Genomic DNA, 12,941 nt, shown 5'->3' with positions numbered 1-12,941 from the left:
ACATTACTTAAGTATAAACAATATTACAGACCAAATAGACTTTTCGACTTTTGCTTACGGATTTCAGTTTCATCAGCCCATTCGATCAGACCCGTTTTTAAATCCATTAAACGCATTGTCATTTTGTAGTAAACATCTTTATTATTACCTGCTTCTTTAACAATGCTAGATAAGTTGCCATATAACATGTATTGAGCACCCATCATTTGACCAAACTTAATTGCACTTGTTTGATCAACTAATTCATCGTTATTTTGGAAGTTAAGTTGCTTACGAACATCTTCTACTTTGGTCATATCAACAAAACGAAACTTACCAGAATTCAACATCTTGGTGCTCACTGAGTCAGTGATTGATTCTGTATCGATATGCTCGCTGGTTTTGTTTCGAATACTATCCACGTAAGCAATCGGACGGCCTTTAATCGCGGCAACTGAGCCAGAAGAAAGCATGCTATCTACCATCTCATTAGCGATTTTTTGTAAATCTGTTGAACCAAAATCTACGGTTGTTGTTTCAGCAGCGTTAGCATCACCATACTGAACCTTGTTAGAACAACCACCCAGAATGACTGCTAAACCTATTAATGCAATTGCCGTTTTCTTCATGTGTTACTTCCTTTGATTAATCTTGTGGGCGAATTTGAATACGAAAATCAGTCGCATTCGGGTTCACAGACACTTCACTTAAAGTCATTGATTCATATCCGCGTAGAATAAATTGACGCCAAGCACCTTGCTTTGCATTCACTTCCAGACCTTGGTCATCATACCAATAAAAGCGGTATTGAAGATTTTGTGTATCTTGAGAGTTATTGGTAATTTTCACCAAACCGCGAGTATTACCATTATTTTCCTGAGTGTCGATATTATCAATCGTCAGGTCATCATCTAACGCAGAATCACTGTATAAAACTTGTTGGCTGGCACTATCGATGCGCAATCCTGCAGTATTGCTACTTGAACATCCAGCTAATGCCACTAGGCCTAAGCCTGCTACTAACCATTTTTTCATCGAATTGCTCCTAATTGTTTGTGCCAAATTGTCATTGCATTCCCTTGGCGTGAAAGCCAGACAAAGGTACGTTGATTCTTTTTGATATCAATTGCATATTGTTCACCACCCACAGAGATAGTATGTTGTCCTGCTGTCAAATATGCACTACTACTAAACACCTGAGCAGGTAATGTTTGCCAACTGCGAGTATCCGGTTGCTCTGTCACAACATTCCAGATATTCACTAAAGTACTAGATATACCTGAATCATCGGCTTTCGCCGCTTGGTATCTTAACTGATCTTTAGTATATAACCTTAAACCTTGTTTAAGAACCATCGCTGGAATACGTTCACTCAAATCATTTTGTGCCATCAAGTTTGTATCGGCTAAAATACTCGATTTTAATGGATCACCATCTAAGGTTGCCGGTGAGAAGTTCTGTACTTTGACGTTTTTATAAACTGGCAACGCTACACTATAAAACTTGGTTTTACCTGAGCTATCCCATATCGGCAAAGATAAACGCCAATTTCCACGCTGAGCCACAATTCCTCGCTCATCTACAATTATAACCTGCCCATAACCTTGCGGTACCGATTTAGGTTCATCATATTGCTTGAGTAGAGAATTAAGGTCTTGACGCATCCCTAACCGCTTAGCTACTCGAATGGTTGCATCAATAATTTCTCGGTTATTAGGATTGACCGCTAATGCACGTTTATAGTCAATATAAGCATCATTTAGTTGATTGTCAGCCTCATAGAGCACCGCTGACAAATACAGCAAATAACCATTTTGGACAGCCTGCAAGGTTTTACCTGCATCTGGATATTGCGAAAGAATACTGCCTAAGTTTGGCTGTACTCCATTATTTTTCATATTTTGTTGAGCCTTTTTCAGCTCATCTTCTCGACGCTTTTTAGCTTTTTCCTGAACCTGATTTGCTTGGCGCATTTCAACCAATGCGCCTTGCAAATCGTTTTTCTGTAAGTAGTTTAACCCTAAGTATAAATGCAAATAGCCTAATTCATAATCAGCAGGTTCATAAGTGGTTAAATTATCATTAGTCGCCAAAGAGCCCGCTTGATTCGCACTTTCTGAAAGTGAAACCGTAGCACGATCGTTTAACACTCTTACCGCTTTGTCACTTAGCTGAAAAGCGGTAAAGCTACTCGGATAGTTTTCAGCAAGAAAAGACACTCGACCCTTTTCCATATTACTTAAAACTGGCCCACCAACCTCAGATTCCACCAGTTCCGATTCCGCACTTTTATAATCGCCACTTTCAACATCTTTATAGACGTCTTCATTTTGTGCCGAGTAATGACTAAATAAGCCCCCCACCGAAAGATTGGCACAGGCACTCAATGTCATGCTAAAAAATACAGCCAAACTGGCTTTAACCACTTTATGCCAAGGCATAACATCCATGTTTTTTAAGATTAGAATTCGCATTAATTTAATCACGTTTACGGTTATTCAGTTCGCTTAAAAGCCTAAAAACCATACCCAAAATAATTGGAGTTGCGATGAGGCGAAAAATGAACTGGGGCCCCATAAGCATAGATAACCTATGACTTTCTTGAATAAAACGATAGGGGGCAAATGAACCCGCCAACAAAGCTGCAACTTCAAGTATAAAGGGTATTTAGTTAACTAGCATTGGCCCTAGAGGCTCACCACCAACTAAATGCATGTGGATGTGATAAACCTCTTGCCCACCATGAGCATTACAATTCACAATTAAACGGTAACCATTTTCAGCAATGCCTTCTTGCTTGGCAAGCTTCTTCGCAACAGTAAACAAACGGCCCATCACCAATTCATCTTCTTCTTCAACATCGTTAGTCGTTGGGATCAGCTTATTCGGTATAATTAAAATATGGCTTGGTGCTCTTGGGTTGATATCACGAAAGGCAGTAACTAGGTCATCTTGATACAACATATCGGAAGGAATTTCTTTATTAATGATCTTAGTAAATATTGTTTCTTCAGCCATTTTAATCTCCAACTGCCATCGTGTTTAATGAGTTTATTTGAATATCCTCAAGATCGAGAATTCATCGCTACCATCTTGAAGTGACTTGAGTATCTAAGTATGCGCTAAGCATAGTGAGATAACAATATTTTATCTACTTACAGAAAGATTTAGGCAACTGATATTTCAAGTGAAAATCAACTCACTCTCATTTTATTTTGGAACCTCTACTCTTTTTTGTAGTCTAGTTAATACAGCAATAAATAGGGTTAATACTTGTTATTGTAAAAATGTAGCTACATATTAAAGGTAGAGCCTAAATCACTGAACTTTTCAATTTTCAAACATTTATATCTACACAATGTGATTATATGGGCCTATAAACGTTTCGACGACTTACCTTTCTTGTGTCATGTTCAGAAAGCCACACCAAAGGTTAGTCGTTGATTTCATTAGCAACAAAGATTAGCGACATACGCTACAAAGGAATAACCATGGCGGTTCATATTGGAATCATAGATCAAGACCCTGTTCGTTTAATTACCCCACTTTTAGATAACCGTTCTGAATGCACACACATGGTATTCATTGGTGATGATGCCCAACGAGGCATGTATCAAAGGCTACAACAAGTGCTTGAGTCTCGAAAAATTAGCTCTGAATTTTTTGAAATCCCTAGTGCTGTCAATACTTCCGAGATCAAAACAAAAGTTAAAGAGCTTGCTGAACAACTCATCACACGTAATGAACAGATCTACCTCAATGCTAGCTGCGGTTTAAGGCACCGTTTATTATCAGTTTATGAAGTCATCCGTAGCTACAATTGGCCTATTTTCGTCGTCGAGCCTTTCAGTGATAGTCAATGTTGGCTTTACCCAAATGATAAACCAGAACAACAAGTTCAAGACCATATTCGTATTAGCGATTATCTCACTATTTTTGGTGCTCGTAGTGAATTCCCAACCCATGAAATCCCTGCCCCTCTCGATGCAAAACTGCATGAATTAGGCCAACGCTGGGCGAGTAACGCATTAGAATTGGGCCCTGGTCTTGCCACTTTAAACTATTTAGCAACCACTTGCCGTAAAGAACAGAAACTCGATGTAGCACTGACCGAAAAACAACAAGGCTACAAAGAGCTTGATTGGCTCATTTCTGATTTAGTCGATATTCAACTCGCCACCTATCAAAATGGGGTTCTTGAGTTTTTTAGTGAAGATGCGAGGCGTTTTTCCAATGGTGAGTGGTTAGAAAACCTTGTGCACAATACGGTACGAAAAATTCAAGATGAACTCCCTACCATTCAAGATCATTCATTAAACGTGCAAGTTTATCGTGAAAGTGGTGGTCGAGAAGTCCGTAATGAATTGGATGTCGCCACCGTGGTTAATAACAAACTACATATCATTGAATGTAAAACCAAAGGCATGCGTGATGATGGTGATGACACGCTTTATAAATTGGAATCATTACGAGACTTGCTGGGCGGCTTACAAGCGCGCGCGATGTTGGTGAGTTTTCGTCCATTACGCCATAACGATATTTCTCGGGCCCAAGACTTAGGCTTAGCGTTAATTGGCCCAGAAGAATTAAAAGATTTAAAAACCCACCTAACCGCTTGGTTTAATGAAGCCGGCGGACAAATAGAAAAGTTATAACGAAGTAAATAATTTGGATATAAAAAAGCCCAGATAGACTTATTTAATACTTGTCTATCTGGACCCTGGGTTAGTTTTGGCTCACAAATCAGAACACGATTTAAAGCATTTTTCTCGCCGCTTCCACGACCACTTTAATCGAGTTAATTTCCGTTTGTTTTAATTTCTCATGATCTGGAATTTCATCTTGGCTACGGTTTACAATAACCCCCGCAACACAACCGGCTTTCAGACCTGAGCTCGCACACATGGTTAATAAAGTGGCCGATTCCATTTCGAAGTTTAATACACCCATTTCCTGCCATTCTTTCATTGAACCTTGGAAACGAGAAACCACGCGCCCTGTGAATGTATCGTAACGCTCTTGGCCTGGGTAGAAAGTATCGCTTGATGCCGTAACGCCAGTATGAACCGTACAGCCTGAATCAATCGCGGCTTGTTTCATTGCGGTTGCCACATCAAAGTCAGCAACGGCAGGGAACTCCATCGGCGCAAAGTGTAGACTAGCACCATCAAGACGAACCGAACCTGTCGTTACAATCATGTCACCAACATTAAGATGCGGCTGAATTGCTCCAGTAGTACCGACACGTAAGAAAGTACGAACGCCTAATTGAGCTAACTCTTCCACTGCAATCGAAGTTGAAGGGCCACCAATACCAGTAGAACACACCACCACAGGCTTACCATCTAGCTTGGTGCGAAACACCGTATATTCACGGTGGCTGGCTAAGAACTCAGGCTCATCCATTAAATTTGCAATTTTTTCAACGCGAGCGGGGTCACCTGGAATAATGGCTAAAGTTGCGCCGTTAAGGTCTTGTTTATTTACACCTAAGTGAAAAACATTTTGAGTATCTGTTGGTGCCACGATGTGCTCCTTACTTTTACTAGAAAGTGAATAACTGGGAGATGAACAACCGAATAAGAATAGTCATTCTTCTCTAAAAAATCATTGTCGCCACTCTAATCGAGAACATCTTACAAATAAGTGACGCCAATCACACCAATAATGAAACATAAATTTAATTAATCACAGAAAAACGGTTGGCATCACAAAAAATCAAGGTGTAACGATGAAAAAGGCCGCACTTTACATGCGACCTCGTTAACTATTCTATCCACTCAAACTATCTATGATTTTGAAAATCAGACTGGATGCTTAAAGCAATTATCTAAATTATCACTCACTGCTTTTAGTACTTCACGACGAGAAATAATACCCACCAGTTTTTTATTTTCTACGACAGGATACACTTTGGGCTTGCCTTCTTGCATCATATTAGCCAATTCAATCACTGACATCTCAGGGCTAATAGTCAAAGGTTCGGTCCGCATACAATCACCAACCACATGAGTATCTTGGCAATGGTAACTGACTTGAACTAATCGGTTAAGCAAGTCTTGTTCAGACAAAAAGCCTACCACTTCATTTCTATCGTTAACAACTGGGCCGCCGATATTAATCGCATTCAATACTTTATCCAATGCTGTAGACAACGACATATCAATAGTAAAGGTTACCGCTCTAGGGCGCATGTAATCTCGAACTTTTAATGATGGCATAAAGTACTCCTTGAGATTGTTATAATATACCTCTAAGTGTCGCCTAATTTCTTGATTTTACTAAATGGATTTAAACAATTTTATTAATAGATTATGCCAATCGGTGATCCGGCTCTCGGATTCCATTGACATAAACCCTATTCATTTACTGCTCATTTACTTTTTTCTCGTCTCATTTACTGGTGAGAATTGATAAAGCTCTGGGCGACGATGCTTCAAGTTAGTCACAGAACCTTCACTATGCAAAAGTTTCAATTTCGATAAATCGACATCGGCATAGATCATCATCTCGGTATTTGGATCGGCTTCTGCAATGATCGCATCATGTGGAAAATAAACGTCGGATGGTGAAAATACTGCAGATTGGGCATATTGAATGTCCACGTTATCCACACGAGGTAAGTTACCGACGCTACCACTGATCGCGACATAACATTCATTTTCAATCGCTCGCGCCTGAGCACAAATACGCACTCGTAAATAACCATTTTTAGTATCAGTCCAGAATGGAACAAACAGAATTTGTACGCCTTGCTCAGCGAGCATACGACCTAGTTCTGGGAACTCCACATCATAACAAATCAAAATACCCACTTTACCGGCATCGGTTTCAATCACTTTAACTGTATTGCCGCCTTCAATAACCCAATCCCATTCTTCATGTGGGGTAATGTGTATTTTGTATTGCTCTTCGATGCTTCCGTCACGGTGTAACATGTATGCAACATTGTACATCTTTCCGTTTTGCTGAATAGGCAGACTACCTGCAATGATATTGATGTTATACGTCACCGCTAAGTGAGAAAAACGCTGAATAATTTCATCCGAGTATTCGCTCAAGTAACGCATCGCTTCTACAGAACGTAGATCGGAAGCAAGGCCCATTAGCGGAGCACTGAAAAATTCTGGGAATAACGCAAAGTCAGACTGGTAGTTTGCAAGAGAAGTAATAAAGAATTCCGCTTGATTGACCAGATCATCTAGCGACATCACATGGCGCATTTGCCACTGCACAACCCCAATACGGACAATGCTTTTTTCTGTTCCATGAATCGAGTCAACCTCTTCTTCATAAAAAATATTATCCCACTCAAGTAACGTACCATAACCTTGTGATTTGTCGTCTTCGGGTAAGTAGCCACGCATTAGACGCTTAATATCAAAATCATTAGAAAGCTGGAAAGACAAGATTGGATCATGAATTTCTTGGCGCTTGACCTTATCGATATATTCACTAACTCTCATTTGATCGGAATATTGCTTAAAGCCTGGAATTCGGCCACCGGTCAAAATCGCTTTTAAGTTATTCGCTCGGCACATTTCTTTACGCGCTTCATATAAACGACGACCTAAACGTAAGCCTCGATAATCAGGATGCACAAAGACATCTAACCCGTATATCGCATCCCCTTTAGGGTTATGCTGCACAACATCATTGGCATTAACCAAATCGCTATTCTTATGTGGCAAACTAAAGCGACTATAATCCACCTTCATCGTCAACGCCGCGCCAATCATTTTTCCGCTGTCTTCAATACAGATTTGCCCATCTGGAAATTGAGTCACCAAATCCATAATGGTCGACTCTGGCCAAGCCCCACCCACATCAGGGAAGACGAGATCCATCAAGGCTGCCAGTTCTTGATAATCGTCAGGAGTAAGAGTTCGTAAATTTAACAACGGTGTATTATTTTCATCCATAAATTTTTTGCTCCAATCAAATTATTAATTCCATTATGCGACTTATACCCAAGTAACTTCAAGATGCGAGTTTCAGCAAGAATAAAACAAGCCCTATACTGCATCTTGAAGTTACTTGGGTATATATTAATACTATTCTAGTCGTGTTATTCACGTTCGTTACGATAGGCACACCAAACAGCATTAATTTTCAACAATCTTGCAAATTATGGTTATTATTCAATCATTGCTTTGCTATCATGCACTTATCTAATTTCCCAAGCCTTCCTTTAAAACCTTATGAAAAAAATGCTCTATTCCCTTTTTCCGGGGAATCAACCTGATCAAACGTCAGTATCTTTGTTGTTTACCTGCTTTTTTGTAGGTATTGCAGGGGCATTTACCATGCCTACTATGAGTTTGTTTATCTCCGAAGAAGTTGGCGCTCGCCCTTTTCTCATTGGGGTGTTTTTTATGGTGATGACGGTTTCAGGAGTATTGGTAAGCCAAGTAATTGGTTGGTGGTCCGATCAAGGGGTAGATCGTAAAAAGCTCATTCTAATTTGTAATATGATGGGAGCGATAGGTTTTATCGTTTTTGCATTTAACCGTAACTACTGGGTTTTACTCGCTACATCGGCTATTTTTATCAGCACAACATCGGCTTCTATCCCTCAAGTTTTTGCACTTGCTAGAGAAATTCTAGATCGAAGAACGCACACGTCCGAAACCTTTAGCTCACTGCTCAGGGCGCAAATCTCTCTTGGTTGGGTAATAGGCCCACCGATTGCATTTTTCATTGCAACGGGCATCGGTTTTACCCAATTGTTCTTGCTTGCCGCTAGTATGTTTATCGTTTTATGTTTAGTTACGCATTTTACGCTGCCACAAATTGAACCGACACCGAAACAGAACCAATTTGATCCTAATGATTCAATTTGGCGTGATAAAAATATTTTGCTATTGGCTCTGTCATTCGTGTTTATGTACTGTGCTAACAATATGTACATCATTAGTATGCCGCTATATATCACTCATGAAATGAACTTAGACTCATCGGCTGCCGGCATTATGATGGGAACGGCTGCATTCATTGAAATCCCAATCATGCTGTTATCTGGTCGTTATGCCCTGCGCTTTGGTAAGAAGCGAATCATTTCCGTAGCCGTATTAGCAGGTAGCTTGTTTTATATTGGAATTATTTTGAACACTAGCTTTATCGGTTTTGTTTTCTTGCAACTTCTAAACGGAATTTTTATTGGTGTTACCGCAGCATTGGGCATTTCATATTTCCAAGATTTGAAACCAAAGAAAATGGGACAAATCACAACACTTTATTCAAATGCGATTAAAACAGGAGGGGTATTAGGGGGTGTTTTTGCCGGAACAATTGCTGACCTTTACAGTTTCCAAGCCGTATTTTGGGCATCTCTGATCCTCACTGCTCTCGCTTTTGTAACCATATTAAAAGTTCAAGATAGATAACACTAATCGCAATAAACGTTCGTACTAAATCGAAAAAAGCCAGAGTAACTCACTTACTCTGGCTTCGAATTAATAACACTAGAAGATTTATATTGTTTCTATAGTTTTAGTAACTTCAATTCTTACTTGATGTTGACCTGTTGTATATGCTTCTTGTTTCATGATAACGCTGTCAGTTCCGTGTTCTTTCTATAACTTGATCGCCTAAACGAAAATCATATTCCTCTAGTTGAACATTTACTGGCTCAACTGAAAGTTATAATAATGAAATATAAAACGGGCGAACAACCTCCATTGCTAGTGGTTTCATCCAAGTTTTTTCTTCCTTGAGTAAAGTCGCATCATTGTTACCCAAAGACATGAGAAATTTTCTACATTCTACAATCAAAAACAACATATCATTATTCTTTATAAAGTTTATATTAGGGGGATATTTGGTTACATTGATAGCGATTGAGCTTTGAGGAACATTTTATGCAGAAGGCATTAGTGGTTGAAGGTGGCGCGATGCGTGGTATCTTTTCCGCTGGAATTTTAGATCAATATATTGATGATAATTATAACCCCTTTGATTTTTGTATTGGGGTATCTGCTGGTTCAACTAGTTTAGCTTCATGGCTTGCGCAACAAAAAAATCGAACCTATAAAGTCATTACTGATTATTCTTGTCGCCCAGAATTCATTAATTTTAAACGTTTTGTTCGTGGTGGGCATTGGCTTGATCTTGATTGGTTATGGGACATCACGATTAATGAAATTCCCATTGATATTGATCTGCTCCACCAGCAACCAACTCCATTGTATGTCGTCACGACCGATATTTATACTGGTCAAGCACACTACATTCAATCAACGCCAGACAATGTTATCGAGCTATTGAAAGCCTCTTGTTCCGTCCCGGTTGCTTATCGCAACTATCCCGTAATAAATGGTATTCCAATGACCGATGGTGGGGTTGCCGATTCCATTCCCGTTGAACAAGCTTACAAGATGGGCGCAAAAGAAATCACAGTGATTTTATCTCGGCCACTTGGATATCAAAAAAAGCCATCCCAAATGCCTTGGTTAACCCGTAAATTTTTAGCTCAAAACCCAAAACTTGCTGAAGCGGCATTAAAACGTGCCGAAAACTACAATAAAAGCATCAAATTTATTCAGTTTCCACCAAAAGATTGCACCATTCATGTCCTTGCGCCACCAGATGATTTCCCAGTTGGTCGCTTAACTAAAAAGAAAGCAAAGCTGGATAGTGGTTATCAAATGGGTATTCAAGCAGCCAAAGCACAAATGAAAGTATGATTTCACGCTTTTAATACAATAAGATTGCATAAATAAAAGCGTGAACTTATCTTAAACACATGTTTGACTTTTAAGGATAAGAGTAATGAATCACTTACTTGATGGCTTCCCAGTAGTAACCGAAATCACTGTGGCTTGGGGAGAAATGGATGCACTACAACACGTTAATAATGTGACGTATTTTCGCTATTTTGAAACTGCGCGAATTGATTATTTTAAGCACATCGATTTAATGGAAAATATCGCCATTACTCAAGTCGGTCCCGTGGTAGCAGAGACCAATTGTCGCTATAAAATACCCGTTACTTTTCCAGATACTCTATTAGTCGGAACAAAAATCACGGATTTACAAGATGACCGTTTCACCATGAAATATCAGATAGTCAGTAAGAAGTTCAATAAAGTGACCACTCTAGGCAGCGCTACCATAATGATGTTTGATTTTAAAACCAATCAAAAAGTCAATTTAACACCAGAAATTTTAGCGACCATTCAGCAATTGGAAAACCTGCGTTAAGTCTAACGACCATTATAATTTTCACAGGGTAGCATCAGTTACCCTGATATCATTTTTACTTGGGTATATATTACATCCTTACATTCTAATTTCGAAAAACCTCCCTTTTCTCACTCAAAATTTCAAAACAAACAAGCTAATTACCGTAAATAACCGTAGACTAGATTTATATCCAAATTACTTAGATATACGCATAATTATTAAAGGAATATGCCATGAACTATCCTCTTGACCTGATATTCGATAACATCGTCCCTGTTGTCCTGTTTATTCTTGTTGTTGTCATATTAAAAAGCAGCATTAAATTTGTGCCACAAAACCAGGCTTGGGTGGTTGAGCGATTTGGTAAATTCCAATCCACAAAAGTCGCCGGTATTAACTTCATTATCCCTTTTATTGATCGTATCTCAGCAGTTCGCAGCTTGAAAGAACAAGCTCAAGACGTGCCTTCTCAATCAGCCATTACTCGCGATAACATTTCGTTAGTGGTTGATGGCGTACTGTATTTCCGTGTGCTTGATGCTTATAAAGCCACTTATGGTGTGGATGACTATGCTTTTGCGGTAACTCAGCTAGCTCAAACGACGATGCGCTCTGAACTCGGTAAAATGGAATTAGACAAAACCTTTGAAGAGCGTGACGTACTCAATACCAACATTGTTTCGGCAATTAACGTTGCAGCAGAACCTTGGGGTATTCAAGTTCTACGTTATGAAATTAAAGATATTGTGCCGCCACAATCTATCATGGAATCGATGGAAGCTCAGATGAAAGCCGAACGTGTTAAACGTGCACAAATTCTAGAATCGGAAGGCGATCGCCAAGCGGCAATCAACGTTGCAGAAGGTAAAAAACAAGCGCAAGTACTGGCAGCAGAAGCAGATAAAACTGAACAAATTTTAAAAGCCGAAGGTGAAGCCAAAGCCATTATTGCCGTGGCAAACGCGCAAGCCGAAGCGCTGAAAACCGTAGGTGATGCCGCTAATACCGAAGAAGGTCAAAAAGCCATTCAGCTAGATTTGGCAACGAAAGCGATTGAAGCAAAACATGCAATTGCCAAAGAGTCTTCGGTTGTACTACTCCCAGACAGCGGCACCGATGCAAGTTCACTGGTTGCGCAAGGAATGTCTATTATTCATTCACTGAACAAACAAAATAAGGCTTAACTATGGATTGGATTGTGAGCTACTTACCACAAGTATTAATGGCGGTTGGCGTGATTGCGCTGATTGTTGAAGTGGTAGTGTTAGGCTTTGCCACTTTCATCTTTTTCTTTATTGGACTCTCGTTAGTTATTAGCGGTTTTTGCATGTATATCGGCTGGATTGATGCCACCATTCATTATGCAATTTGGACCAATATAATCTTAACCATCGTATTTGCCGTTGTGTTATGGAAGCCATTTAAGCAATTGCAAAATAGGCAAACCAAGCAAAACTACCAATCTGATTTTGCTCAACAAACTTTTGTACTAAAAGGTAATGTCGATGCTAATACCGATGATGTCACTCACGCTTATTCTGGCATTCAATGGAAGGTTCGCAGTGAGCAACCTTTAATGGAAGGACAGAAGGTTAAAGTGGTAAAAATGGAAGTCGGTATTATGTGGGTTGAGGCAATTAACGAATAATCGCATTTAACCGATTCACTAGATTTTATATATCGAGCAAATTACGAAATAAAAAACAAAAAGCGATGAGCGATGAGCGATGAGCCCAATAAAAGGTTCATCGCTTTTTCATTGCTACTGTCTTCAAGCT

At 39.5% G+C, this 12,941-nt stretch carries 13 protein-coding genes; 6 read left to right on the top strand and 7 right to left on the bottom strand.

Annotated features, from left to right (window positions below):
- Positions 1-23: 23 nt before the first annotated feature.
- The 4 genes from lpoB to hinT all read right to left on the bottom strand — a co-directional run bounded on the left by lpoB (position 24) and on the right by hinT (position 2,997).
- Positions 24-608, bottom strand: coding sequence for a penicillin-binding protein activator LpoB (lpoB, locus tag ACE3G9_RS04990; protein WP_417878740.1), 585 nt, complete (start codon positions 606-608; stop codon positions 24-26).
- A gap of 16 nt (positions 609-624) precedes the next feature.
- On the bottom strand, positions 625-1,014 hold the full coding sequence (locus tag ACE3G9_RS04985; protein ID WP_237295482.1) for a YcfL family protein: 390 nt from the start codon (positions 1,012-1,014) through the stop codon (positions 625-627).
- Positions 1,011-2,453 carry a COG3014 family protein gene (locus tag ACE3G9_RS04980; RefSeq protein ID WP_449218602.1) on the bottom strand — a complete coding sequence of 481 codons (1,443 nt, stop codon included), beginning with the start codon at positions 2,451-2,453 and terminating at the stop codon, positions 1,011-1,013. Before ACE3G9_RS04980 ends, ACE3G9_RS04985 begins: the two co-directional genes overlap by 4 nt.
- A gap of 193 nt (positions 2,454-2,646) precedes the next feature.
- On the bottom strand, positions 2,647-2,997 hold the full coding sequence (gene hinT / locus ACE3G9_RS04975; protein ID WP_417878738.1) for a purine nucleoside phosphoramidase: 351 nt from the start codon (positions 2,995-2,997) through the stop codon (positions 2,647-2,649).
- A gap of 473 nt (positions 2,998-3,470) precedes the next feature.
- Between hinT and ACE3G9_RS04970 the strand changes: the two genes are divergently transcribed.
- A complete protein-coding gene (locus tag ACE3G9_RS04970; RefSeq protein WP_449218601.1) occupies positions 3,471-4,634 on the top strand; it encodes a Card1-like endonuclease domain-containing protein in 1,164 nt (387 codons plus the stop codon).
- Positions 4,635-4,734: 100 nt separating this feature from the next.
- Here the strand turns inward: ACE3G9_RS04970 and udp are convergent, their stop codons facing one another.
- The 3 genes from udp to ACE3G9_RS04955 form a co-directional block, all read right to left on the bottom strand.
- Positions 4,735-5,505: a uridine phosphorylase gene (gene udp, locus ACE3G9_RS04965; protein WP_449218600.1), complete on the bottom strand. Its 771-nt coding sequence runs from the start codon at positions 5,503-5,505 to the stop codon at positions 4,735-4,737.
- Between the two features lie 278 nt (positions 5,506-5,783).
- A complete protein-coding gene (locus tag ACE3G9_RS04960; RefSeq protein WP_417878735.1) occupies positions 5,784-6,200 on the bottom strand; it encodes a CBS domain-containing protein in 417 nt (138 codons plus the stop codon).
- Between the two features lie 156 nt (positions 6,201-6,356).
- On the bottom strand, positions 6,357-7,901 hold the full coding sequence (locus tag ACE3G9_RS04955; RefSeq protein WP_417878734.1) for a GNAT family N-acetyltransferase: 1,545 nt from the start codon (positions 7,899-7,901) through the stop codon (positions 6,357-6,359).
- A 288-nt stretch (positions 7,902-8,189) separates the two neighbouring features.
- On the opposite strand from ACE3G9_RS04955, the gene ACE3G9_RS04950 reads away from it, so the two are divergent.
- The 5 genes from ACE3G9_RS04950 to ACE3G9_RS04930 all read left to right on the top strand — a co-directional run bounded on the left by ACE3G9_RS04950 (position 8,190) and on the right by ACE3G9_RS04930 (position 12,811).
- Entirely contained in the window at positions 8,190-9,365 is a 1,176-nt protein-coding gene (locus tag ACE3G9_RS04950) for a sugar efflux transporter (RefSeq protein WP_417878733.1), read from the top strand.
- Between the two features lie 474 nt (positions 9,366-9,839).
- Complete coding sequence (locus tag ACE3G9_RS04945; RefSeq protein ID WP_417878732.1) at positions 9,840-10,664, top strand: patatin-like phospholipase family protein; 825 nt, start codon at positions 9,840-9,842, stop codon at positions 10,662-10,664.
- An 85-nt stretch (positions 10,665-10,749) separates the two neighbouring features.
- Positions 10,750-11,181 carry an acyl-CoA thioesterase gene (locus ACE3G9_RS04940; RefSeq protein ID WP_417878731.1) on the top strand — a complete coding sequence of 144 codons (432 nt, stop codon included), beginning with the start codon at positions 10,750-10,752 and terminating at the stop codon, positions 11,179-11,181.
- Between the two features lie 215 nt (positions 11,182-11,396).
- Positions 11,397-12,347, top strand: a complete 951-nt coding sequence (locus ACE3G9_RS04935) for an SPFH domain-containing protein (protein ID WP_417878730.1) — start codon at positions 11,397-11,399, stop codon at positions 12,345-12,347.
- Between the two features lie 2 nt (positions 12,348-12,349).
- Positions 12,350-12,811 (top strand): NfeD family protein, encoded by a 462-nt coding sequence (locus ACE3G9_RS04930; protein ID WP_237295472.1) that lies wholly within the window; start codon positions 12,350-12,352, stop codon positions 12,809-12,811.
- Positions 12,812-12,941 lie beyond the last annotated feature (130 nt).

The sequence above is a fragment of the Vibrio sp. E150_018 genome (assembly GCF_053544035.1).
Note: the sequence above shows the minus strand (reverse complement) of the source record. Positions and strands in the feature narration are given on the sequence as shown.

Excerpts from the sequence above, each read along its gene's own strand:
- ACE3G9_RS04935 (WP_417878730.1), top strand. The coding sequence starts at position 11,397 with ATGAACTATCCTCTTGACCTGATATTCGATAACATCGTCCCTGTTGTC.
- ACE3G9_RS04980 (WP_449218602.1), bottom strand. The coding sequence starts at position 2,453 with ATGCGAATTCTAATCTTAAAAAACATGGATGTTATGCCTTGGCATAAA.
- hinT (WP_417878738.1), bottom strand. The coding sequence starts at position 2,997 with ATGGCTGAAGAAACAATATTTACTAAGATCATTAATAAAGAAATTCCT.
- ACE3G9_RS04930 (WP_237295472.1), top strand. The coding sequence starts at position 12,350 with ATGGATTGGATTGTGAGCTACTTACCACAAGTATTAATGGCGGTTGGC.
- ACE3G9_RS04940 (WP_417878731.1), top strand. The coding sequence starts at position 10,750 with ATGAATCACTTACTTGATGGCTTCCCAGTAGTAACCGAAATCACTGTG.
- ACE3G9_RS04970 (WP_449218601.1), top strand. The coding sequence starts at position 3,471 with ATGGCGGTTCATATTGGAATCATAGATCAAGACCCTGTTCGTTTAATT.
- ACE3G9_RS04955 (WP_417878734.1), bottom strand. The coding sequence starts at position 7,901 with ATGGATGAAAATAATACACCGTTGTTAAATTTACGAACTCTTACTCCT.
- lpoB (WP_417878740.1), bottom strand. The coding sequence starts at position 608 with ATGAAGAAAACGGCAATTGCATTAATAGGTTTAGCAGTCATTCTGGGT.
- ACE3G9_RS04985 (WP_237295482.1), bottom strand. The coding sequence starts at position 1,014 with ATGAAAAAATGGTTAGTAGCAGGCTTAGGCCTAGTGGCATTAGCTGGA.
- ACE3G9_RS04950 (WP_417878733.1), top strand. The coding sequence starts at position 8,190 with ATGCTCTATTCCCTTTTTCCGGGGAATCAACCTGATCAAACGTCAGTA.
- ACE3G9_RS04960 (WP_417878735.1), bottom strand. The coding sequence starts at position 6,200 with ATGCCATCATTAAAAGTTCGAGATTACATGCGCCCTAGAGCGGTAACC.
- ACE3G9_RS04945 (WP_417878732.1), top strand. The coding sequence starts at position 9,840 with ATGCAGAAGGCATTAGTGGTTGAAGGTGGCGCGATGCGTGGTATCTTT.